17 protein-coding genes and 1 pseudogene are annotated in these 23,316 nt (G+C 52.9%); 13 read left to right on the top strand and 5 right to left on the bottom strand.

Annotation, left to right across the window (positions count from 1 at the left end; genetic code table 11):
* Positions 1 to 64: 64 nt before the first annotated feature.
* Positions 65 to 2,542 carry a penicillin acylase family protein gene (locus D9A02_RS15245; RefSeq protein WP_120501756.1) on the bottom strand — a complete coding sequence of 826 codons (2,478 nt, stop codon included), beginning with the start codon at positions 2,540 to 2,542 and terminating at the stop codon, positions 65 to 67.
* 83 nt (positions 2,543 to 2,625) lie between these two features.
* Here D9A02_RS15245 and D9A02_RS15250 point away from each other — a divergent pair, with 83 nt between their 5' ends.
* Complete coding sequence (locus D9A02_RS15250) at positions 2,626 to 3,498, top strand: NAD(P)-dependent oxidoreductase (protein WP_120501757.1); 873 nt, start codon at positions 2,626 to 2,628, stop codon at positions 3,496 to 3,498.
* Here D9A02_RS15250 and D9A02_RS15255 read toward each other — a convergent pair.
* Complete coding sequence (locus tag D9A02_RS15255; protein WP_120501758.1) at positions 3,495 to 5,171, bottom strand: iron ABC transporter permease; 1,677 nt, start codon at positions 5,169 to 5,171, stop codon at positions 3,495 to 3,497. The genes D9A02_RS15250 and D9A02_RS15255 overlap by 4 nt on opposite strands.
* Positions 5,172 to 5,404: 233 nt before the next feature.
* Positions 5,405 to 7,432, bottom strand: coding sequence for a fused MFS/spermidine synthase (locus tag D9A02_RS15260; RefSeq protein WP_254054646.1), 2,028 nt, complete (start codon positions 7,430 to 7,432; stop codon positions 5,405 to 5,407).
* Positions 7,433 to 8,406: 974 nt separating this feature from the next.
* On the opposite strand from D9A02_RS15260, the gene D9A02_RS15265 reads away from it, so the two are divergent.
* From D9A02_RS15265 to D9A02_RS15290, 6 genes are all read left to right on the top strand, one after another.
* Positions 8,407 to 9,942 (top strand): ABC transporter substrate-binding protein, encoded by a 1,536-nt coding sequence (locus D9A02_RS15265; protein WP_120501760.1) that lies wholly within the window; start codon positions 8,407 to 8,409, stop codon positions 9,940 to 9,942.
* Positions 9,943 to 10,007: 65 nt separating this feature from the next.
* Positions 10,008 to 10,994, top strand: a complete 987-nt coding sequence (locus D9A02_RS15270; RefSeq protein ID WP_120501761.1) for an ABC transporter permease — start codon at positions 10,008 to 10,010, stop codon at positions 10,992 to 10,994.
* On the top strand, positions 10,991 to 11,899 hold the full coding sequence (locus tag D9A02_RS15275; protein ID WP_120501762.1) for an ABC transporter permease: 909 nt from the start codon (positions 10,991 to 10,993) through the stop codon (positions 11,897 to 11,899). Before D9A02_RS15270 ends, D9A02_RS15275 begins: the two co-directional genes overlap by 4 nt.
* Entirely contained in the window at positions 11,899 to 12,867 is a 969-nt protein-coding gene (locus D9A02_RS15280; protein ID WP_120501763.1) for an ABC transporter ATP-binding protein, read from the top strand. Before D9A02_RS15275 ends, D9A02_RS15280 begins: the two co-directional genes overlap by 1 nt.
* A complete protein-coding gene (locus D9A02_RS15285; RefSeq protein ID WP_120501764.1) occupies positions 12,864 to 13,850 on the top strand; it encodes an ABC transporter ATP-binding protein in 987 nt (328 codons plus the stop codon). The genes D9A02_RS15280 and D9A02_RS15285 overlap by 4 nt, the downstream gene beginning before the upstream one ends.
* Before the next feature lie 118 nt (positions 13,851 to 13,968).
* A complete protein-coding gene (locus D9A02_RS15290) occupies positions 13,969 to 15,069 on the top strand; it encodes a DMT family transporter (protein WP_120501765.1) in 1,101 nt (366 codons plus the stop codon).
* Between the two features lie 69 nt (positions 15,070 to 15,138).
* Here the strand turns inward: D9A02_RS15290 and D9A02_RS15295 are convergent, their stop codons facing one another.
* Together D9A02_RS15295 and D9A02_RS15300 are read right to left on the bottom strand one after the other, a co-directional pair.
* On the bottom strand, positions 15,139 to 15,846 hold the full coding sequence (locus D9A02_RS15295) for a response regulator (RefSeq protein ID WP_120502567.1): 708 nt from the start codon (positions 15,844 to 15,846) through the stop codon (positions 15,139 to 15,141).
* Positions 15,846 to 18,080: an ATP-binding protein gene (locus D9A02_RS15300; RefSeq protein ID WP_120502568.1), complete on the bottom strand. Its 2,235-nt coding sequence runs from the start codon at positions 18,078 to 18,080 to the stop codon at positions 15,846 to 15,848. Before D9A02_RS15300 ends, D9A02_RS15295 begins: the two co-directional genes overlap by 1 nt.
* Positions 18,081 to 18,349: 269 nt before the next feature.
* Here D9A02_RS15300 and cysK point away from each other — a divergent pair.
* The 6 genes and pseudogenes from cysK to D9A02_RS15320 all read left to right on the top strand — a co-directional run.
* A pseudogene (gene cysK / locus D9A02_RS15305) lies at positions 18,350 to 19,381 on the top strand (cysteine synthase A); the annotation flags it as partial.
* On the top strand, positions 19,355 to 19,825 hold the full coding sequence (locus D9A02_RS19525) for a glutaredoxin (protein WP_301951100.1): 471 nt from the start codon (positions 19,355 to 19,357) through the stop codon (positions 19,823 to 19,825). The pseudogene cysK and the gene D9A02_RS19525, both read left to right, overlap by 27 nt.
* A 5-nt stretch (positions 19,826 to 19,830) precedes the next feature.
* Positions 19,831 to 21,237, top strand: coding sequence for an aspartate aminotransferase family protein (locus tag D9A02_RS15310; protein WP_120501767.1), 1,407 nt, complete (start codon positions 19,831 to 19,833; stop codon positions 21,235 to 21,237).
* A gap of 195 nt (positions 21,238 to 21,432) precedes the next feature.
* Complete coding sequence (locus tag D9A02_RS19530) at positions 21,433 to 21,558, top strand: hypothetical protein (RefSeq protein ID WP_301951094.1); 126 nt, start codon at positions 21,433 to 21,435, stop codon at positions 21,556 to 21,558.
* A 347-nt stretch (positions 21,559 to 21,905) separates the two neighbouring features.
* Positions 21,906 to 22,277, top strand: a complete 372-nt coding sequence (locus tag D9A02_RS15315; RefSeq protein WP_120501768.1) for a group 1 truncated hemoglobin — start codon at positions 21,906 to 21,908, stop codon at positions 22,275 to 22,277.
* A complete protein-coding gene (locus D9A02_RS15320; protein WP_120501769.1) occupies positions 22,267 to 23,313 on the top strand; it encodes an adenylate/guanylate cyclase domain-containing protein in 1,047 nt (348 codons plus the stop codon). The genes D9A02_RS15315 and D9A02_RS15320 overlap by 11 nt, the downstream gene beginning before the upstream one ends.
* Positions 23,314 to 23,316 lie beyond the last annotated feature (3 nt).

Here is a 23,316-nt window from a genome sequence, read left to right on the forward strand (position 1 = left end):
ACCCTGCCCTTTCGCAGCTATTGACCCCATACGACCCAGAGTACCACGTAGGCGATGGCGCGCATTAATTTTCCTTGGCAGGCGTCAGAACTGTCACGCCAACCGCAGCTGCGCGCGCCAGCTCGGGTGCCAGTGACATAGGAATGTATTCCCCCCGCCGCCAAAGTTGCGCCAGATCGTCGTAATAGCGGCTTAGAAAATGTCCCGATTGTCCGGTCGACGAAATGAACACACTGCTGTCAGGATCGGCAAAGTCATAAACACCGCGATATCCGGCGCCGTGCACATTGCTATATGGGTCTGCACCACTGCCACGGGTCAACCCGCGCATCAACGTGTTGTCGCCTCCCGATGTGCTTTGGCGAATGTTTACGAAATACCGCAAAATCGGTACATCGCCCAAGGCCTGATGGGCATGTATCGCCTGATGAGCATCCCCCCATTTCAGGCTTTCCAATGCCGTGCCGTATCGCTCGGATAGCCAGATCAGCGCATCATCCAGCGCAAGGCGCGCAATATCGGAACAGGTTTCAATCGGCGATGAATGCCGGATATCACACCAAACCGAGGCCCCATCAATGTCGCGGTATACACGCTCAATAAACAGCGGATTTACATGAGAAAATTCATCTGCCAATGGTCCCAGATCGTCACGCAGCAGGCGCTCTTGCAAGGCACGCAACCAAGCCGAATAAATCAAAGGTTCTGGCAGGTGTTCGTTCATTTCCCCATTCCACGCCGACAGCAGCTCAAGCGCGCGTTGGCGCTGGCGTTCAGGCGTGCCCTCTGGGGCGGATTCGCCCGTAAACCAAAGGTCAGCACCAATCAGCGGCAACAACGAGCGCGCAGTAAAGCTTACCGTATCCAGCTGCACCTCAATGAAGCTGTCACGAGTGTGCACCTCACGGCCTTGCATCAGGCGTTTCCAGCGATGAACACGCTGAGTATCCCCCCATGTAAAACTGACATGATTGGGAAACGGCCGGTCCGTGGTTTTGTTGTTGGTGTTCCCGATGATACCGCCATCTGGGTCAATAAATTCCGGATTATCGGCATAGGACATCATGCCCTGCCAACGGTTTTCGGCAATCCAACCGCGCCCAGGCAAACGCCCTTTGCTTTCGCTGTTTGGGTCACGTTTTGGCATCGCGCCAATAACCTTCATCGCTATCCGTGATGGCCCCACCACGGTTAGGTTCTGTGATGGTCCGATAAACAGCTCACCTGCGTCCAGCGCCTGATCAATCGTGCGCGATTTCATCAAAGCAATTGCCGAACTCATTGTCGTGTCTTCTGGTGACAGGATTGTCCAAGACACCGAGGCGACATGCCCCGCAGGTGTGATATCTTGCAGATCTTTAAACGACCCCGGCAAAACCGGGCCATTTTCAGTCCAGCGACGTGTCAGTGTCACCGGGTTTTCATCCTTGATCCGGATGATCGACCGTTCAGTTATGAATGGCTTGTACCCATCAGGTGTCAGATATTGCGAAGTGTCTTTGGGATTAAGTTTTTCAATAAAGACATCCTGATCATCCAGATATGACGAAGTGATTGCCCAACCTAAGCGATCATTCCGTCCTGTCAGAATTGCAGGAATTCCGGGGATTGTGCCGCCGATCACACCACCTTCGGCCAATTGAAGGCGCGCCAAATACCAGATCCCGGGCGCCGAAAAACCAAGATGTGGATCATTCGCCAGTAGCGTCCCCCCTGAGGCCGATCGTGACGGTGACGCCGCCCAGGCATTTGATGCCCCAGCAAAGACTGGTGCCTTAAACGGCGACAGACGCTCCTCTGTATTTTTGGCAACGGCATAACCGGCTGGCCCGCCCAACGTGGGGAACAGGTTAGAATACCGTGGCAATGCCGCAATACCAGTTCCCAGATCGTCGGGCAGGATGTCATTCAGGCGCTTAGGGTCATCCAATGTGAGAGACAGCTGCGCCCGCAGCACCTCGTTATGAAGATGAGAGGACAATTGTACGCCCATCAGTTTCACAACCGCAATCGAATCTGCGGGTTGCCAAGGCGATATAGGGCTATTGAAGACAAACATCTCAGGCGCACCGCGCCCCAGCGCCCCATCATTGATTTCTTTCAGGCGGGCGTTGACCCCATCAGCATAGGCATCCAGCGCCTCGAGTGTGGGAATGTCTTGCGATCCGACCGATTTCTGCGCGGCCCCGTAAAGATCAAGTCGACGCAAGACTTTGTCTACTTCGATGGTTCGTATGCCGAACACTTCGGATAGCCTGCCCTGCGCTGTGCGGCGCAAAACAACCATCTGCCACAGACGGTCCTGCGCATGGGCATAGCCCAAACCATAGAAACTGTCGGTATCGTTTTGGCCAAGAATATGAGGGATGTTTGCATTGTTGCGCACAATCTCGACCGGGGCCAAAAGCCCTTCAACCGCAAGCTCTTTGTCGTAGTCAGGTAAAGACCGTGACAGCAGGAAATAGATCAAAACTACGGCCAACAGCCCCAGCAATACGGCGCCGCTCACAATCCGTATCAACCATCTGATCAAACCCACCATTACCAGATCTTCCTGTTTTCACTTGCATCCTGCGCTGGGGATAGTCAGAAATCAGCACCGAGACAATGGCAAGGGAAAAGACGATGGCAAAACTGGCATTTTTAGGACTTGGCGTTATGGGATACCCGATGGCGGGTCACCTGCAAGCCGCCGGACATGATGTCTGCGTCTACAATCGAACCTTTAGCAAGGCCGAATCTTGGGTTTCTGAGCATAGTGGCCGTGCTGCCAAAACCCCACGCGAAGCGGCTGATGGTGCGGACCTGGTGATGTCGTGCGTCGGCAACGATAATGACCTGCGCTCAGTTTGCCTTGGCGACGATGGGGCTTTTACTGGAATGCGTGAGGGCGCGATTTTCGTCGATCACACCACAGTTTCAGCCGATGTCACTCGTGAGCTTTTTCAGGCCGCTAACGCCCGCGGGCTTCACTTTGTCGATGCGCCAATCTCTGGCGGTCAAGCAGGCGCGGAAAATGCTGTCTTGTCAATCATGTGCGGTGGCGATCAGCCTGCCTATGACGCGGCCGAGTCAATCATGCAGATTTATTCAAAGATCTGCCGCCGCCTTGGTGAATCTGGTGCCGGACAACTGACCAAGATGTGCAATCAGATCGCCATCGCGGGCCTGGTTCAGGGGCTGAGTGAATCGCTGCACTTTGCCGAAAAAGCCGGGCTTGATGGCCGCGCTGTGGTCGAAGTGATCAGTCAGGGCGCCGCTGGCAGCTGGCAAATGGCCAACCGGTTTGAAACCATGCTGGATGACCATTTTGAACATGGCTTTGCCGTCGACTGGATGCGCAAAGATCTGGGGATTTGCCTGCAGGCCGCAGATGAAACAGGTGCATCCCTGCCCGTCACGGCACTGGTCGATCAATTCTACAAAGATGTTCAGAAAATGGATGGCGGACGCTGGGATACTTCAAGCCTGTTCAAACGCCTGCGCAAGCTTGATTAACGTATATTACTTGGCCTGAAGATCCTGCCCTTGAGGGGGGAGGGTTCCGCCCGCTGCCCATCCCGCCCAATGGAGCGACACAGGATCAGCACGGGGATCAGGCCAAATCCAACCAAAACCAATGATGGCACCGCCGCCTCACTCAGGCGCTCGTCCGAGGCAAGACGATGCGCCTGCACCGCCAGCGTCTGAAAGTTGAACGGATGCAGGATCAAGGTGGCGGGCAGCTCTTTCATCGTATCGACAAAGACGATCAACAGCGCCGTCAGGACACTGTTGCGCACCACCGGCAGGTGGATGCGCTGCAACAGACGTGGCCCTGATTGGCCCAACGATCGCCCGATGGCATCATAATGCAATGGCACGGTTGCCATTCCGCTGTCATAGGCATTCAAAGCGGCGGCCATAAACCGCGCCATATAGGCCACCACCATCAGCCAGATCGAGCCGGTGATCAGCAAGCCAGTGTTGATGCCAAAATATGTTTCCATCACATGGTCGACTGCATTGTCCAGCGCCGCCATCGGCATCAGCAAACCAACGGCAATCACGCCACCCGGTACAGCATAGCCAAGCCCCGCACCGACCACCATCGCCTTGGTTTTGCGTCCCGGCTTTACCCTTGCGGCAAAACCAATCAAAATGGCCCCCGCGACAGTCAGCACTGCCGCCACCCCAGCCACCAGAACCGAGTTTTGCATCAAGGTCACATACCGAGCCTGAAACAGGTTTTGCCCGGATCCCAGCGCCATCAAACTCAACATGATGACCGGAATAACGAACCCCAGCAGGACCGGCAAAAGGCAGATAAGTGTTGCCCCCCATCCTGCGGCACCCTTTAGAGCAGGCCGTTCCATCGTTTCAAATCTCGCGCCTCGCCCGGCAGTGCGGGCTTTGCCGCGCTGCGCGCGCTCCAACCCGGCAACCAACAGGGCAAAGCTCAACAGGCACAGCGACAGTTGCGCTGCCGCAGCTCTGTCACCAAGGGAAAACCACGCCTGATAAATACCTGTGGCAAAGGTCTGAACGTTAAAAAACGCAACGGTTCCATAATCGGCAATGGTTTCCATGACCGCCAGCAGTGCCCCGCCTACGATTGCCGGGCGCGCCATCGGCAAGGCCACACGGTAAAATGCCCGGATCGGCGAGCGCCCCAAGGTACGTGCAACCAGAAACGCATTTGCTGATTGCTGTCGGAATGAAGCCCGCGCCAAAAGATACACATAAGGATAAAGCACAATGGTCAGCATCGCCGCCGCACCGCCTAATGATCGGATTTCGGGGAACCAATAATCACGCGGCCCCCAGCCCATGACATCACGCAGCGTGCTTTGCACAATACCCGGATGGTCCAGAATATTGGTATAGGCATAAGCCAACACATATGCCGGAAAAGCCAACGGCAGCGCCAAGGCAATTTCCAAAACCCGCACCCCAGGAAAGCGGTAAACCGTAACCAGCCATGCCGTCACACTGCCAATGATCGCGGTGCTGACCCCAACGATCAGCACCAACGCCAAAGTTGTCTGTGTATAACGCGGCAAGACGCTCGATAACACATTTCGCCATGTGTCCAGATCGCCAGCAAAGGCCGCCAAAGCGGCAGCAATAATTGGTGCCACACAAATGATGACCGCAATCCAAGCCAGGCGATAAAGCAGACGTTCCGACATTCAGGCAAACCCGCCAATAATCCGAGGATTTTTATCCGGTATTGCTTTATCATCCGTAGGTCAACCATTCTGAAGACAAGAATTTATGTACTCAATTCACAATTCTGCATCCCATTGCACGGGGGCCAACTGGCATCCAATTGCTGTAAAATAAGTGCAAAGCAAACCTGAACGGCCTGATAATCAACTCAAATCGTCATAATAAGACAAACTCGAATTCACCTTAGCGCGCCCTACCTGAGAATTGACAACACATTTGCATGGTCATCAGTCCAGATTGAACCGCCATCTCCAAGCAATGGCTCCCAGCGAGGATCCGTCTCTAGCGGGCCGAGCGCTTCAGCGTTGCGGCTCAAAGTGACTACAGTTGACACTGAATCAGCCGGGTCTAATTCCGTGTTCCCGCCATAATGTTGGATCCGGGCTTCCAGACCCAGAGCAGCGGCACTGCGCGCCAAGGGAATGTCAATATCATAGTGCCGGTTACTAATGTGCAAAACTAGTACACCATCAGGCTGCAGCCGGTCCATGTAGAGTTGTACTGCCTCTATCGTGGTCAGGTGAATTGGCACAGCGTCCGAGCTATATGCATCAACTATCAAAATATCGTATTGTAATCCCTCTTGGCCAGCGAGCACGACGCGCGCGTCACCCAAATGTGTCGGCGCATCAGCAGCACAGGCTGTCATAAAGCGAAAGAGGTGCGGCATCCGGGCGATTTCATCAACCATGCGGTCAATCTCGTAGAATTGCCAGCTTTGCCCCGGTTGTTGGTAACAGGCGAGCGATCCGACACCCAAGCCAATGACCCCCACAGATTGTGCAGCCTTCCCCCGATCCGAAGTCAGAATTTGCGCCATCGGACCGTTTGCATGATAATAGAACAGCGGTTCAGGCCGTTCAGTCGTATCATCACTGAGACGCTGTGCTCCGTGGATTGTATTGCCGTTATGGTACAACCGTAGTTCACCGACCTCTCGAACTTGATGCAACCCAAAGAAACTACGATCAAGCAAAAGATTGTCATTTGGTGTCAGCAGCAAACCACCAGCGAGCAACACCCCCGCTGAGGTACATGAGGCGATACTGTTTTGGCGCTGAAGACAGAACGCAAACACACACAAAAGGAGTGCAAAAAAGAACGACAAATTCGCATGATCGGGCAGAACAGTAACAAACAACATCAAAAATATGCTTACGATTACGCCAATCAGTAGGCCTTGTACGATACTGCGATGAAGCGTTTCATCTTGTTTTTTGAAGTCTACCAACAAAATCGAAGCTACGATTAGTGTCACACCGGCCTCGTAAAGGCCGCTAAAGGCGAGAGGCGCAAAGATGGAATTGAAAAAACCGCCAAGCGCCCCCCCGATTGACATGGTCAGGTAGAAACCGGTGAGAAACTCACCGCTTGGCCGCGCTTCATAAAGTTTACGGTGGGCAAAAACAGCTACAATAAAAAAACCGGAAAATAGTAACACTCCGCTGATCCAACCAAATTGGCTTCGTACGAAGCCTGCAAATGGCAGCACCAATGCCAACAAAGCGAATGCATATATGATTTTGAAGGCTTTTCCGTTGAACAATGTTCGGTTGGAGAACGTTAACACAAAGCTAAGCAAGTATAATGCCAATGGGATTACCCAAATGAGCGGCAAAGAGCCGACATCAAGGCTGAACTTTGATGTGACTGACAGCATTAACGAAGATGGAATAAAAGCCAGAAACGCCCAGTAAAGTCGATTTCGAAACGTTGGTTTCGAGGATGATATTTTATTAACATTTGTTGCGGGAAGATCCCGACAGGCCATCAGCCCGCTCAGGGTCAAGAAACCGCCTAGGACGACAAACCCCACTGTCCAACTCCATCCGATATTGGTTGCACCAAACAATGGTTCAGCGATTATCGGAAAACCAAGAAGGGCAATCAATGAACCAAAGTTGCTAGCACCGTAGAGAAAATATGGATCAGCTGCCGAGGGCCCACCACTACGCCTATACCATGACTGGATCAGCGGAGCATTGGCTGAAAGGGCGAAAAAGGGCAAACCCACGCCAGCACCAAATAGCAATAACGCCTGCCAAGCAATGGCACCATTGGGATCAAATTGCCATCCCGCAGGAATCGCTAACGGCAAGAAAAAGAGCGCAAGAGCCCAAATGCCGACGTGTATCAAAATTTGTGTCTTAACCGCCATATACCGTGTGAGCAGATGGGCATAGAGGTAACCTGCAATCAATACGGTCTGAAAGAATAGCATTGCCACAGTCCAAATCGCAGAAGAGCCGCCGACCTGTGGCAGTACGATTTTAGTGAAAAGTGGCTGTACAAAAAAGAGCAAGGAAGCACTCAAAAAAATCGTTGCCGTATAAAACGCAGGAATTAAACTGTTTATTGGCTCTGCACTTGCAAATTCTGAATTGCGCACTGTAGGTCCCCTGCCCGCAAAAAAGTAATGTTGCGGTTATGGAAACACTAAATTTTGTAAAAATTGCGGCACGGAAATGTTTGATTGTTGGTTTGCCGGACCATCATCCCTCTTAGTCAGATACCAACTTGTAAACGCTTTCAGACCGGATAGCCTAATTCTTTGATGGCCGATCAGAATTCTTGTTTCAAGGCTCCGAGATCCCCAATCGCTTGCTCAATATCATCTGAACTAGACGCGCTCCAAGAGACGGGCTCTCATCTCACGAGAGAGCTCGGGAGCGCACCTAGTGACCAAAAATGTAGTAGATCATCAAACGGCAAGGGTGAGCCATCTACGGTCGCCAATCCAGCAGATAAGAAAACGCATACAGGAGTTCAAGGCGCGGAATTTCTGGTACCAGAATTAGTTGCGACCAAGAGGATTGCGGCATGAGCGCGGCACAAGCGAACTTTAGGGCGGGCAATTCCTGCCACCTTTTCCGCGGTTAGAAAATAGCCCTGGGACAGATAACCTACCTTCACATTCATCCTAAAATGCAACCATAAGTTGTGTGTGGAGTGTAGCGTTCACATCATTACTCACCTGACAACTTGCGCGAATTTGCCCAAGGTTTGGCTTGCATACATCCTATACGCAATTTCCCAAACGGCTCTCTACAATACAGAATAGAATTTTTTCCCGTTATCCCCGCGTCAACCAGAACCAAGTCTTTACACAGCCGCAGAATCACGACACCTTTGCAACCATATGCGAACAACCCCGCACGTTTTGCGGGAACGAATTCGCTAACCAGGGAGAATAATATGAAAACCATTCGTACTCTTGCGACAGCAACGGCTATGGCACTGGCTTTGGCCACAACAGCACCCGCGCAGACGCTCACATTTGCATATGATGCTGATCCAGTTTCGCTGGATCCACATGAGCAACTGTCTGGCGGCACACTGCAACTAAGCCATATGATCTTTGACCCGCTGGTACGCTGGAACAAAGATTTGGGTTTTGATGCCCGCCTTGCAGAAAGCTGGGAACGTGTTGATGACACCACCGTTCGGTTCAAAATCCGCGAAGGTGTTAAATTCCACTCCGGTAACGACATGACATCCGAAGACGTCGTGTACACCATTGAGCGCCTGCAATCTTCACCTGACTTCAAAGGTATCTTTGCAGCATGGACATCCGTCACCGCTGTTGATGACTATACAGTTGAGGTGAAAACTGATGGTCCAAACCCGTTGGTTCTGCACACGGCAACTTATGTCTTCCCGATGGACAAGAAGTTCTATGAAGGACAAGACGAGATCGTCAAACACGGTGACAGCTTTGCTTCAAGCAATGTCTCTGGCACCGGCCCCTTCACCATCACCGAACGTGAGCAAGGTGTGAAGGTCGTGTTTGAGCGCAACGCAGACTATTGGGACACCAACAGCCCGGGCAACGTTCAGACTGCGATCATGACGCCAATTAAAGAGGCCCCGACACGTGTTGCGGCGCTGCTGTCAGGCGACGTTGACTTTATTGCCCCGGTACCACCAACGGATCTGGCGCGCATTGACGAAAATGAAGGCACTAAACTGGTCACCATGAGCGGTACACGCATCATCACACTGCAGCTGAACCAGCAGCGTAACGAAGCGCTGGCCAACCCACAGGTGCGTATGGCGATGGTTCACGCCATCAACAACGAAGGCATTGTGAAAAAGATCATGAAGGGCTTTGGTACCGCAGCGGCGCAGCAATCGCCTAAGGGTTATCTGGGTTACAATGAAAGCCTGACGCCACGCTATGATATCGAAAAAGCACAAGCGCTGATGGCTGAAGCAGGCTATGCTGATGGTTTCGACGCCACAATGATGTGCCCCAACAACCGCTACGTCAACGACTTCAAAATCTGTGAAGCTTCTGCCGCAATGCTGGCCAAGATCGGTATCAACATTGATCTGACCACCATGCCCAAAGCGCAATACTGGCCCAAGTTCGATGAACGCGCCGCTGACATCATGATGATCGGCTGGCACTCTGACACCGAAGACAGCGCCAACTTCAACGAGTTCCTGACCATGACACCGGATGAAGAAACCGGCCGTGGTCAGTACAACTCGGGCAACTACTCGAACGCGAAAGTGGACGAGCTGACAATCGCATCGCTGACAGAAACAGACGAGGCCAAACGTGCCGAAATGCTTCAGGAAGCTGAGCAAATCATGCACGACGAAGCGGCCTTTGTTCCGCTGCACTGGCAAGATCTGGCCTGGGCAGCAGGCAGCAATGTCGACATCGAGGCGGTTCTCAACGTGATGAACTTCCCTTATCTCGGCGATTTGGTCGTCAACGAGTAAACCCACATACAGGCGGGCCGCGATAGCGTGGCCCGCCTTATTCTGCCAGCATTCTGCCAGGTCCCATGCATATCCTAGCTTTCCTTATCCGCCGCGCCATTCAGGCCGTGATCGTGATGTTTGTCATCTCGCTCATCGGTTTTTCCATTCAGGGCAACCTTGGTGACCCATTGCGCGAACTTGTCGGGCAATCTGTATCAGAAGCCGAACGCCAAATCCTACGTGATGAACTTGGGTTGAATGACCCCTTTCTTGCTCAATACGGCCGCTTCATGGGCAATGCCTTGCAAGGTGATCTGGGCACATCGTATTTCTTCAAACGCCCCGCTATCGATGTCATATTGGACAAATTCCCCGCGACGTTCGAGCTAGTGTTGGGGGCAACCATCATATTCCTCGCGGTTTCGATCCCGGCCGGTATCTACTGTGCGATCAACCGAAGCAGTTGGCTGGCGCGCATCATTATGACCGGTTCGATCGTCGGCATTTCCGTCCCTGTCTTCCTGACCGCCATTTTCCTGCAATGGATATTCGCGGTCGAACTTGGCTGGCTGCCTTCCTCTGGCCGAGGCGATACGCTGACGTTGCCCTGGGGCTGGGATACCGGCCTGCTAACGCTTGATGGGCTGTCACATCTTGTACTGCCCTCCATCACACTGTCATCAATCATGCTTCCGCTCTTCATTCGCCTGATCCGGGCTGAGATGATGGAAACCATGGGCACCGATTACGTGCGATTTGCTCGTGCCAAAGGCCTTAGAACCCGGCGCGTGCGCTATGTTCACGCCTTCCGCAACACCCTACTGCCGGTGGTCACTGTGGGTGGCCTGATGATCGGGACACTCATTGCCTATACTATCCTGACCGAGACTGTTTTCCAGTGGCCCGGAATGGGCTTCATGTTCCTAGAGGCCATTAACCGCGTCGATACCCCGCTAATCATCGCCTACATCATCATGGTCGGGCTGATTTTTGTTGTGGTGAATACCATCGTTGATTTTGTCTACACGCTGATCAATCCGATGGTGAAACTGCCGGGAGCGACATCATGATCACTTGGCGTTCCCTCCTGAAAAAACTTCTGGCAGATCCTGTGGCGATTTGTTCTGCTATTGTCCTGCTGTTTCTGGTTTTGATGGCAGTTCTTGCACCCTTCGTTGCCCCGCAGAACCCCTATGACTTGATGCAGATCGACATCATGGACAGCGAACTGCCACCCAGCTGGTATAGTGAAGGCGAAGCACGGTTCCCACTGGGCACCGACGAGCAAGGCCGCGGTATCCTGTCGACTATCATGTATGGCACCGGAATTTCACTACTGATCGGCATCGGCGCCGTCATCGTACAGGCCATTCTTGGTGTCACCTTGGGCCTGATCGCGGGCTACAGAGGGGGCTGGATTGATGCCTTCCTGATGCGTCTGGCTGACATTCAAATGTCGCTCTCAACCCTGATGATTGCGATCATTGTGCTGGCCATATTCAGCGCCACCTTTGATGCCAATGTCTATGCCGACTATGCCATATTCATGCTGATCGTAATCATCGGTATTGCCGAATGGCCCAAATACGCGAGAACTGTGCGCTCATCTGTCTTAGGTGAAAAGAACAAGGAATATGTCGATGCCGCCCGCGTTATCGGCCTGCCCGCGCGCAAGGTTATGTGGAAACATATTCTACCCAACACCATGACGCCGGTTTTGGTGATTTCCACCATTCAGGTGGCCGAGGCAATCATGACCGAGGCCGCGCTATCGTTCCTTGGCCTTGGCATGCCAGTAGACAAACCCTCTCTCGGCTCGCTGATCCGCTCAGGGTATGAGCTGATCTTCTCAGGCAGCTGGTGGATCACATTCTACCCGGCAATGGTACTGATCGCGCTCATTCTGGCACTGAACCTGCTGGGGGACTGGCTGCGCGATGTGCTCAATCCGAAACTGCGTCGGGGGGATGACTGATGGCGATGCTAGAAGTACGCGACCTGCATGTCGCCTTTCCGCGTGGCAAACATGACTGGATCGAGGCTCTGCGCGGTGTCGATCTGACCTTGGAAAAAGGTGAACGCTTGGGCGTCGTCGGCGAATCCGGTGCTGGGAAATCAATGCTGGCCTTTGCGATTTTGAATCTGATCGCAGAACCGGGGCGCATTTCACAAGGGTCGATCCGCTTTGAAGGCGACAATCTACTAGATCTGAGCGAGCGCCAGATTCGAGGTATTCGCGGCAATCGGATTTCGATGATCTTTCAGGACCCCATGGTCACGCTGAACCCGGTTCTCAGCATCGGCACGCAGATGATTGAAACGTTACAAGCGCATCGCAAGATCTCTAAGAAGGACGCTCACAAGCTCTGTGTCGACAAACTCAATCTGGTTGCCATTCCGTCCGCTGAGACGCGTATGGATGCTTACCCGCATGAGCTGTCAGGTGGCTTGCGTCAACGAGTGGTGATCGCCATCGCCCTGCTGACAGATCCAGAATTGATTATCGCGGATGAACCCACAACCGCACTGGATGTCACCATTCAGGCCGAGATCATGGCGCTGATCCTCAAGCTGTGCCGTGAAAACGATGTGGCCTTGATTCTGATCACCCATGACTTGGGCGTTGTGGCTGAGGTGACCGAACGGCTGATGATCATGTACGCAGGTAAATGTGTGGAAACCGGGCGTACGCGCGACATCATCGACGGGCCGTCGCATCCCTACACCAGTGGATTACTCAAGGCCCTGCCACAAAATGCCAGTCGTGGCAGTAAGCTCTATCAGATCCCCGGCTCAATGCCGCCCATTACCGCGTTGCCCACCGGCTGCGCCTATCATCCGCGATGTGAACTTGCCTCTGATCGTTGCAGAGGTGGCGCTCCGGACATGGTAGATGGTGTCGCCTGTTATACCCCGCTTAAACTGCCTGAGGTCCAATCATGACCAAACCGATTGTTGAGACCCCAATTGTGGAAACCAAGGGTTTAGAAGTTCGCTTTCCCTTACCGACCCACTTTTTGAGCCGGGAAAAGCCAATCCTGCACGCATTGAATTCAGTGGATATTACAATTCGGCCTGGTGAAAGCTTTTGCGTTGTCGGCGAATCCGGTTGTGGCAAAACCACCCTTGGCCGGGCCATCATAGGTCTGCAGACACCAAGTGCGGGTGAAGTTTACTTTCAGGATCAACGCATAGATCAGATGGATGAAGCCACGCGCAAGCCCATCCGGCGCGATATGCAGATGGTGTTTCAAAATCCTTATGCGTCACTCAACCCACGACGCAATGTGTTTGAAACACTGGCCGAACCCATTCGCCACCTGATGCCTGAAAAGTCCGAGGCCGAAGTAAAAGAACAGGTCGATGCCGTTCTAAGCGCTACTGGTTGCGACCTCAGTTGGCAACGTCGCCTGCCGCATGAGTTTTCCGGCGGGCAACGTCAACGTATCGCCATTGCTCGCGCCCTGGTAACCAACCCCGCGTTTATCGTCGCTGATGAGCCTATTTCGGCGCTGGACGTATCAATCCAAGCGCAAATCCTGAACCTACTGACAGATTTGCAGGCCGAGCGGGGGCTGACCTATCTTTTCATCACCCATGATTTGTCCGTCGTCGAACACTTTGGCACCCGTGTAGCGGTGATGTATCTGGGCAGTGTGATGGAGCTGGCTACAGCAGAAGATCTCTTTGCGACGCCTAAACATCCCTATACGCGCCTCTTGTTAGAGGCGATCCCCAAGCTTGACGGCGGATCCTTTGATAAGCCGCGTACCCCGGGTGAACTTCCTGACCCGGTCAATCTGCCGCCGGGCTGTCCGTTTGCGCCACGCTGTCCATTGGCCGATGCACAATGCAGATCCGAACGCCCTGCCCTGCGCTTGTTGCCGGACAGTGGCACGCAGGTGGCCTGCCATCACGCGGATTAAGGCATATACCCGTACCGATACAGGCCTGAAACAAACGAAACTCTGACTTACACAACGCGCAATCGGGTTGAAACACCGGGTTCCTAGGTTCCTTGCATCAAGGAAATCGAGGCCCGCCATGTGCACCCCATCAAAAACCCGTTTTAACGCCACTGAAAGCCCTACAGTCGTCGGCCGCATGCCAATCCGCATCGGATTGCTCTGCGCATGGGTTGCGGTGCTGTGCTATGCGGCGGCCAATTCAATTGCCAGCCATTTGGTAAGTGTCGGACAGGCCAACCCAATGCCTGACGGCCGCAACGCAATTACATTTGCCAACCTGTTTGTGCTCAGTTCATTAATCTCACTGGTGCCAATGGCCTTTTTGTTCAGGGCGGATCTGACCCGCAATAACCTGCGCAAGCTGGCGTTGAATGACTGGTTCTTATTGACGGTCTCTGCACTGATTTCGTCGGCACTGACGCCGGGGCTGTTTTTCTTTGCTCTGGAACACTCCAGCGTCACGAATGTGGTGATGATCGGTCGGATTGAGCCCCCCTTATTTTTGATGGCAGCCAGCCTGTTTCTTAAGGAACGCTTTGAAAAGAAAGCCCTGATTGCCGGTCTTGTCGCTTTGCTGGGTGCGTTGGTTATGATCGGGTTTTGTGACACGGTTAGACTTGGCCCCGGCGAATGGGCCGCCTTTGCTGCAACTTTGTCATTCATGAGCTCAACTCTGTTGGCGCGCAAGGTTCTTAAAACCCTACCAATGGGCATTTTTGCGAGCATCCGAACGGTTCTGGGCGTCAGTTTCTATGTGATCTTCGTTTGTGTCGTACAGGGGCCAGATCAGTTTCGGGGCCTACTGTCCCCCATCTTGCTCAAACAGGTTTGGATCTATGCCATCGTCGTCTTTGTAATCGGTCAGATCGCTTGGAACATGGCCTTGAAACACGCTAAACCCAGCGAGATTTCTCTGGCGACATCGTTCTCACCAGTGGCGGGCGTTGTCTTTGCAATGACGTTGCTGGGCGAGCATCCCGGTTCAGGACTAATACCCGGGGCAGTTCTTATCTTGCTGGCAATCTACATCGGTCAGTGCAAGCGCCCTATTCCGGGCAGGCTCAAGGTAGTATGGGCAAGCCGCCCGACCTACAGCCATAGTGATATCGCACAAGTACTGGTCCCTGTCGCTGCATTTCCAGGGTTGTCCTCCAAAGGTTACAATGGACAATTCTAACAATTGCAAGCTCTCAGAACACTTGGCGACCTTCTCTGAAAACGGCGCAACCGCTGGGCACGACATGTTTCAATCCGGATCGTAGATGTAGCCAATACCGCGTACAGTTTTGATGATCTGAGGCTTTTGGGGATTACTTTCAATCTTGCGACGCAGGCGTGAAATACGAATATCGATGCTGCGATCAAACGGGTCCCAAGATCGGTCATGTGCCTGCTCTAATATTTGGTCCCGGTTCAGAACCCGCCCACGATTGCGGGCAAACAAAGCCAGCAAGTTGAATTCCATCGCGGTCAATGGCACATCCTGCCCTTCGGCATCCCGCAATTTGGCCCCTGTCAAATCAAGCGTGAATGCCCCAAACGGCGCACTTTCCGGTGCATCTTGTTGTGGGGTTTGTGGTGCTGGTTCAGATTGACGACGCAGGACAGCTTTGATCCGGGCCTCCAACTCGCGTAAGTCCACGGGTTTGGCCAGATAATCATCTGCTCCCATTTCAAGCCCGACAATCTTGTCGATCACCTCACCCGCGGCGGTCAGCATCACCACAGGCACCTGATTACTGTTTCGCAAACCACGCAAGGTGGTCAGACCATCCTCTCCGGGCATGTTAATATCTAGTAAAATAAGATCAATCGCGTGGCGATCTATGGCGGCTCGTAATTCATCGCTGTTTCCCGCGGCCACAATGGAAAAGCCGCGCTTGGACAGATACTCTTGTAGCATCTCACGCACATCTGGTTCATCATCACAGACGAGAATGGTCGCCGTTGTCATCATTGCGCTCCCTCTGCAATCAGCTCGCTTACAAACGCCCGTAATTCTTTCGGGGACACGGGTTTTTCAATGCAGGGGCGTTGTGCATCTCTAAGAAACGTTTGCGACGCCCGCCCCATCGTATCACCTGTTACAAATGCAATTTTATCAACCATATCAGGAAATTCTGTTTGGATCGTTTCAAAAAAACCACGACCATCCAACTGTGGCATATTCAAATCACTAAGGATCAGGCCATAATCATGCTTGCTCAGGCTTTCGATGGCACGTTCAGCCTGATTGAAAACATCCACCTGATAGCCTGCGCGCGTCAAAATCTCAGCATTCAACTCGGCTACGTCTTCTTCATCATCGACGATTAAAACCCTGATAAAGGGCTGTGCTTGGCCTGTCGCCCGCTCTGTGCTTTCAGATGTTGACCCAGCGGCCTGAACAGGCAGCTGAATATTGAACAATGAGCCACCATCTTGCTGATCCGTCAGGGTGATTTGCCCACCGTGGGAACCAATGATCCGGTGACACAAGGCCAATCCGATGCCCGTCCCCTCGCCCACATCCTTGGTGGTGAAAAAGGGTTCAAAAATCCGGCTGCGTATATTCTTCGCAATCCCCGGCCCGTCGTCTTCTACCAAAATCTCAATCGCAGCACCATCTTGAGAAAGTCGCGTTTCAAGGGTGATCCGAGCGCCTTTGCCACTCTCATGAATCGCTTGCTCAGCATTTAGAATGAGGTTGATAATCACTTGTGTGATTTGATCTGGATCGGCGCAGATTTCTGGCAATTCCAAGGCCAGATCACATGTCATAGACAGGCCTTCGCCCGCATCGCCAAAACGCGCAACATCCATCGCCGTCTGTACGATCTCATTGATATCGACGCATTGCATTTTCACCGGCTGCTGCCGGGCCATTGTCAGGAATGTTTTGACAATCCGGGAACAGCGCTCTGCGGCTGTGCTGATTTTATCAACCTGCCTCAAGATCTCAGGCTCGGTACAATCTTCGCGCAACATCAAAGAGTGACCAACCACCACCGACAGCGGATTGTTGAGCTCATGCGCGACACCGGCCAATAGCTCACCCATCGCGGACATTTTATCATTTTGATATAGCTGATCCTGCTGCTGTGCCAACTCAGCCTCGATCCGCAGCTGCTCGGTCATGTCGCGCGTGTGCGATACGATAACATCCTCGCCGTTGTAAGGGATTATTCGCGCGGAAACTGCGCCCCAGAACTCTGCACCTTTGGCGTTGAAAAATTTGGCTTTGTATTCCTGAATAGAGCGTTGGTCGTTCAGCCGGGCCAGATAAGTCGCGCGTGCGTCCGGATCGACATAGAATTGCTTTGCGCTTTCCACTCGTCCAAATAACGCAATGGTTTCCGGGCTGCTGAACAGAACCTCTCCAGTTCGGGCTCTGGTCATCTGAATAGGGGCGGGACAAGCCTCAAGTACATGACGGATCATCTCTTCACGCTCGTGTTGGTCAGTCATATCAATGATCGCAGTAACCACATAGGTCTCGCCATCAAACGTGATCAACCTCCCCCATGATGTGGTCGGGCACAGCCGCCCCTGCGCGTTTCTCAATGTAATGCGATAGTCATCAACATGGCCCACTTGATGCAGCGTATCAACATAGTCCTGCCGGTCCTGCCGGTCGGCATAGTGCTCGAGTGCATTTTTGGTATCACCAAAAAACCTAACTGCCTCAGGCGAGCGGTAAAGAATATGCCCATCTTCCTGACGCGCCATGACCACAGCAACCGGGCTCGCCTCAAGTACAGTACGAAGAAGTGTTTCGCGTTCGTGCGTCGCAATCTCGGCCTGTCGTCTCTCGGTGATGTCGGTATTGGCCACCACGAATCCGTTGTTCTTGGTCGCGCTGAACTGCACCTCATAGACACATCCATTTGTCAGCTCGATCTCTAGGATCTGACCAATCGGCACATCGTTTTTCAACCGGCCAGCGATCCACTCGTCAACACGGCCCATGGCCTCACGATACTGCCCGCGTTCTGCGCCCGCACGTAGCAGATCCGACCACGACGCGCCGCGATCGATCAGATCACTAATCAGTGGAAACATATCGACGTAACGCTGATTACAAGTCACCAGACGGTATTCAGAATCGTAAACAGCAATCCCTTCAGACAAAGCTTCAAGTGCATCCCAAACAAGATCAGCAGCGGCCGGGTTTCTGACAAACGATTTATTCGAGGTCTCTGATATCATGGCACCACATTTATCCGGCCAATGTTTCAGCTGGTTTTCAGACCGGCACTGTTTTGTTTCAATTGTATCAGCCATGCCGCACAGAAAGTTCGGAACAACACCATCAAGTAATTGTTTTTAATGCAATTAATACAAAACTTCCAAAGAATGCAGATGTTTCAAGACTGAAACACGAAACCCGATTTGGTGACAACAAACTGCAACCTTGCCGCTCCAAAACCGTCTCATCGCAGCCTGCCGGGCCGCTGCCCTCATGCAAAGGAACCATCATGTCACAAATCAAATCCTCCATCCTCGAGACAATCGGCAACACCCCCATTGTTAAGATTAACAACCTCGCCCCCAATGATGTTGAACTGTACGTCAAGCTTGAGGCGTTCAATCCCATGGGTTCGGTCAAGGATCGTCTTGCCCTTGGGGTGATTGAAGCCGCCGAGCGTGATGGCACGTTGAAGCCCGGCCAAACCATTGTCGAGGCGACCAGCGGTAATACCGGCATTGGTCTGGCCATGGTCTGTGCACAAAAGGGTTATCCTTTAGTTGTCACCATGGCCGAAAGCTTTAGCGTTGAACGTCGCAAATTGATGCGTTTTCTGGGGGCAAAGATTGTCCTGACCCCTGCCGCCGCTAAGGGTAGCGGCATGGTTGCCAAAGCTCGCGAACTGGCAGAAAAACACGGCTGGTTTATGTCTCGCCAGTTTGAAAATCCAGCCAACGCCAATATTCACAGTACCACTACAGCACAGGAAATCCTGCGCGACTTTGGACCCGATGAGTTAGATTACTGGGTGACCGGTTTTGGCACCGGCGGCACATTGACGGGTGTCGCACGGGTATTGCGGAGCGACAGTCCAGACACAAAGATTGTTGCCGCGGAACCCGACAATGCACAACTGATCGGCAGTGGCATGATTCAACCATTTAACGCCGATGGCAGTGCTGCCGAAAGCCACCCAGAATTTCGCCCCCACCCGATGCAAGGCTGGTCGCCAGATTTCATCTCGGACCTGGCCAATCAAGCGATTGAGCAAAAATTCATTGACCAGGTTCAGCCAGTTGCCGGTGCTGATGCCCTGAGCATGGCCAAAGCACTGGCCTGCAAAGAAGGGATCTTTTGCGGCATCACCGGTGGAGCGACCTTTGCCGCCGCACTTGAAGTGGCCAAAACAGCGCCCAAAGGGGCCAAAATTCTCGCCATGTTGCCAGATACAGGTGAACGTTACCTGTCTACGCCACTGTTCGAGGACGTCCCCGTTGAAATGACAGCCGAAGAAATGGCGCTGTCGCAATCCACCCCAAGCACACGGTTCGACATTCCGGCCCCCAACGCGCCAGCAGGTGCGGCACAAGCGGCGCGGCCAGAAATAATCGATCAAGTTCAACAAATCGTCGCCGACAAGCCAGTCGTGATCTTTGCACTGGAGTGGTGCGAGTTTTGCTGGTCAGTGCGCAAGATGTTTGCCGCTGCAGGGATAGAATATGACAGCATCGACATCGATAGCATCGCCTATCAAAAGGATAACCTTGGCATAGAAATGCGCGCCGCCCTGCGTCAGATCACCGGAGCGCCAACCATCCCGCAAGTTTTTGTCGGTGGGGAACATATTGGCGGGGCGACGGAAACCTTTGACGCCTTTAACGACGGCAGCCTACAAACAAGGATGGCCGTTGCTGGATTGCCCAATGTGCCATCCGAGAACGTCAATGCCTACTCCTTCTTGCCAAAGTGGGTTCATCCGAGGTGAAATATATGTCTACTTTTCCAGACACAGACGGTCCTTTGGCCAAGGTCGCGGCATATGCCGCGACCTATCGCGCACAAAAGATCCAACTGCATCCCACAGCCACACTCACTGAGTTACGCCAAGCTTTTGGCGGTGACCTGCCGGATCAAGGCCAACCCGCAGCGCAGGTCATCGATGATCTGATCCGCGCAGCTGAACCGGGGCTGGTCGGCAATACGCAGCCCGGGTTTTACGCTTGGGTCATGGGCAGCTCGCACCCAACCGGGGTTGCCGCAGATTGGCTTACCTCGATCTGGGGGCAAAATGCCGGAATTTATCAATGTTCTCCAGCAGCGGCCACAGCAGAAGAAGTTGCCTGTAACTGGGTGTTGGATTTGCTGGATCTGCCACGTAAATCTTCGGTTGGCCTGACGATCGGGGCCACGATGGCTGGCTTCATTGGTTTGGCCGCCGCACGTGACGAAGTACTACAGCGGGCAAGCCATGATTTTGCCGAGGACGGTCTGCAAGCCGCCCCGATCATTACGATCTTTATTTCCGAAGATACCCATGCCTCCAACCTAGCCGCTCTGCGTTACCTGGGGTTTGGCAATCGCAACATCGCCCGCATCCCTACGGATATTCAGGGGCGAATGTTGCCCGAGGATTTGGCCACACAAATGGGCAGCGTTGATGGGCCAAAGATTATCGTTGGCACCGCCGGGCATATCAATTCCGGTGCGTTTGATGATTTCCATGCCTTGGCTGATCTTGCAGCCCAGCATGGCGCTTGGTTGCACATCGATGCGGCTTTTGGGCTTTGGGCGCGGTGCAGCCCTAAAAAGCGGGCTTTGACTGACGGGATTGAGCGCGCTGACAGCTGGTCGACCGACGGGCATAAATGGCTACACATCCCGTTTGACGCAGGCTTTGCCATTGTCAAAGACACGGCTGCCCACCGCCGTGCCATGGACATCACCGCCAGCTATCTACCTGCCCCGCCCGGCGATGGGCGCAACGCCACTCATTTCAATCCCGAATTGTCGCGTCGCGGACGCGGCTTTGCCGCTTGGGCGACACTACGGGCTTTGGGCCGTGACGGTGTACGCGCATTGGTGGAAAACCACTGCGATTGCGCCCAGATTTTGGCGCAGGAACTGCAAGAGGTTCCCGGTATTACCTTGCTTAACGACGTGGTCTTGAATCAATTGGTCCTGTCCTTTGATCAAGGTCGGGGTCAGGCCGACGCGGATCAGATGACCACCGCTATGGAACAAGCGCTTAATGAAGATGGCCAGCACTTTTTCCGCACCGCCACATGGCAAGGTCGTTGTGTGCTAAGGGTCTCAATCATCAGCCTTGAGACCACACCCGACCACGTTCGGGAAATGGCGGCAAAAATGAAGCGCCTGTGGCAAAACATGCAAGCCTGACAGGCGATCTATTCTAACCTGTTCTCTCGGTTGGCGTCGCCTGCCGGGGGATGCATGTTTGCAACGCGTTTCATGGTTTTATGAAAATTTCCGGTGAAACATATGAAACAAAACACTTCTTCACAGACCTACAGCTGAAACATCGCAGCTTTACACCTGTTTCATGACTTGTAATTCCAACCAATGGAGACCCTCATGAAACGCAAAACGTCCCATCCTGACACTAAAAACAACTTGGCCGAAACGGCACGCAGATACGCAGCTCGTGTCACGCGCATGCCTACAATCACCCCCTCAAAACGCGATGGCTGGATCCAGTAATCACCCGAAAGTCGATTAATCACCCCACCGGAGCTCATCATGGCCGATCACAAATCAGTTCGAAAAACCGTATCTACGCAGCCCACGGACACCACAACAAAAAGAAACCGGCATCATCATTCCACCAAAGCAGACATTGCTTATTTCAGACGTATCGGCTTTGACTGTGCAATGATTTGAAACATCATGGCCATGTCCGATGGCTTGGTGCTCACCGGCCCTGATATCAGATTTCAGTTTATGCTATGTTGACCGAACTGAGTATTCCTGCATTAATTCAATGATTAGCGCAGCCTAAATTAAAAACAACACGCGTTATCGCATTTAGCGTTTCTTTGGGGGATTTCATGGAAAAATCACTTTTTGATAAGTACGGGGGCTTTTCCAGCATCAGTAAGATTGTCCTAAAGCTTTATGATCGGCTGCTCGACGATGATGATGTCGGCCCGTTTTTTGACGATGTAGATCTGCCAAAGCTGATCGATCATCAGACCAAATTCATCTCTTCGTTGATGGGGGGGCCTGCGTCCTTCACCGATGATCATATTGAGCGCGCACATCGGCATATGGCCATCGAACCACTGCATTTCGACCGACTGAAAGAGATCGTCATCGATGTCTTGGCCGAATTTGATGTCGCCACTTCTGATATCGAAACCATCATAGGTGAATTCGAAGCCCGCCGCACGCTGCTGATCGAGAAACCCAATGTCAATTGAAGCCATCAATGAACAGCTTTTGCGCGCCATTGGCGTTGGTGTAGCCCTGATTAACCTGGAAACCATGACGCTGCATTTTCGCAATGATACCTTCAATGAATGGTTCGGAGATAATGACCCAACAGCGAAACTGAATGACCTCTTTCCAGCACTGGATGTCACGGCGCTGTCGTCTGAAATGGCCACTGGTGGCAAACTAACCACCGAGACCTCTTTCAAGCTGCGGCGGCGCACCATGACCGTGGCCCTTGAATTCAATCGCACGTCCGATGCCACACAGAATATCGCTGTGCTCGTCTGCCAAAACATCACCCGGATTAAAGAGCTGGAATCGATGATCGATTCTTATTCGATGATGGTCGAGCGCAACACGCATGAAATCAAACGAGAGAAAGAGCAGGTTGAAAAACTACTGCTCAATATGATGCCACGCGCGGTCTATGACGAATACAAAACCTTTGGTGTCGTGGCCCCGCGCCTGTTTGATCCGGTTTCGGTCTTGTCACTAGATTTCCACGGCTTTGATGACATGTCCAGCCAGCATGACCCCGGTGTAATTGTCAGCGAATTAAATGATATCTACAGCGCGTTGGACCGCATTGGTGAACAATTCGGCTGCAGACGCATCCACACAAACGGCGATAGTTATGTTGCGGTGGCCGGTGTCCCCGACCCCAGCGCCGATCATGCACTGGCAGTGGTCAATTCAGCAGTGCGTTTTTTGCGCTATCTACAACGCCGCAATGATACACATCCGATCCAATGGCACGCACGGATAGGGGTTGCCTCGGGTTCCGTGATCGGCTCTGTAGTCGGCGCGCAAAATTATATCTATGATGTGTTTGGCCCAACGGTAACAGAGGCGCTGCAATACCGCGCAACAGCAGCGCCGATGGTGATTTGCAGCTCACCCAATTTCACCGATGCCCTTGATGGCAAATTCGATTTGCAGGCCATGACACCTGACCCTGCAGCACCGAATACCTCCTCCCCACATATGCGGATTGCAGAACACACTGAAAACAGTTCGGCCTGATTA

This window comes from Roseovarius sp. EL26 (genome assembly GCF_900327775.1).
Taxonomy (GTDB): domain Bacteria; phylum Pseudomonadota; class Alphaproteobacteria; order Rhodobacterales; family Rhodobacteraceae; genus Roseovarius.

What these genes read in the sequence shown, in the direction of transcription:
- D9A02_RS15245 (WP_120501756.1), bottom strand. Translation starts at nt 2,542, where the DNA reads ATGGTGGGTTTGATCAGATGGTTGATACGGATTGTGAGCGGCGCCGTA.
- D9A02_RS15250 (WP_120501757.1), top strand. Translation starts at nt 2,626, where the DNA reads ATGGCAAAACTGGCATTTTTAGGACTTGGCGTTATGGGATACCCGATG.
- D9A02_RS15255 (WP_120501758.1), bottom strand. Translation starts at nt 5,171, where the DNA reads ATGTCGGAACGTCTGCTTTATCGCCTGGCTTGGATTGCGGTCATCATT.
- D9A02_RS15260 (WP_254054646.1), bottom strand. Translation starts at nt 7,432, where the DNA reads ATGCTATTCTTTCAGACCGTATTGATTGCAGGTTACCTCTATGCCCAT.
- D9A02_RS15265 (WP_120501760.1), top strand. Translation starts at nt 8,407, where the DNA reads ATGAAAACCATTCGTACTCTTGCGACAGCAACGGCTATGGCACTGGCT.
- D9A02_RS15270 (WP_120501761.1), top strand. Translation starts at nt 10,008, where the DNA reads ATGCATATCCTAGCTTTCCTTATCCGCCGCGCCATTCAGGCCGTGATC.
- D9A02_RS15275 (WP_120501762.1), top strand. Translation starts at nt 10,991, where the DNA reads ATGATCACTTGGCGTTCCCTCCTGAAAAAACTTCTGGCAGATCCTGTG.
- D9A02_RS15280 (WP_120501763.1), top strand. Translation starts at nt 11,899, where the DNA reads ATGGCGATGCTAGAAGTACGCGACCTGCATGTCGCCTTTCCGCGTGGC.
- D9A02_RS15285 (WP_120501764.1), top strand. Translation starts at nt 12,864, where the DNA reads ATGACCAAACCGATTGTTGAGACCCCAATTGTGGAAACCAAGGGTTTA.
- D9A02_RS15290 (WP_120501765.1), top strand. Translation starts at nt 13,969, where the DNA reads ATGTGCACCCCATCAAAAACCCGTTTTAACGCCACTGAAAGCCCTACA.
- D9A02_RS15295 (WP_120502567.1), bottom strand. Translation starts at nt 15,846, where the DNA reads ATGACAACGGCGACCATTCTCGTCTGTGATGATGAACCAGATGTGCGT.
- D9A02_RS15300 (WP_120502568.1), bottom strand. Translation starts at nt 18,080, where the DNA reads ATGATATCAGAGACCTCGAATAAATCGTTTGTCAGAAACCCGGCCGCT.
- D9A02_RS19525 (WP_301951100.1), top strand. Translation starts at nt 19,355, where the DNA reads ATGGCGCTGTCGCAATCCACCCCAAGCACACGGTTCGACATTCCGGCC.
- D9A02_RS15310 (WP_120501767.1), top strand. Translation starts at nt 19,831, where the DNA reads ATGTCTACTTTTCCAGACACAGACGGTCCTTTGGCCAAGGTCGCGGCA.
- D9A02_RS19530 (WP_301951094.1), top strand. Translation starts at nt 21,433, where the DNA reads ATGAAACGCAAAACGTCCCATCCTGACACTAAAAACAACTTGGCCGAA.
- D9A02_RS15315 (WP_120501768.1), top strand. Translation starts at nt 21,906, where the DNA reads ATGGAAAAATCACTTTTTGATAAGTACGGGGGCTTTTCCAGCATCAGT.
- D9A02_RS15320 (WP_120501769.1), top strand. Translation starts at nt 22,267, where the DNA reads ATGTCAATTGAAGCCATCAATGAACAGCTTTTGCGCGCCATTGGCGTT.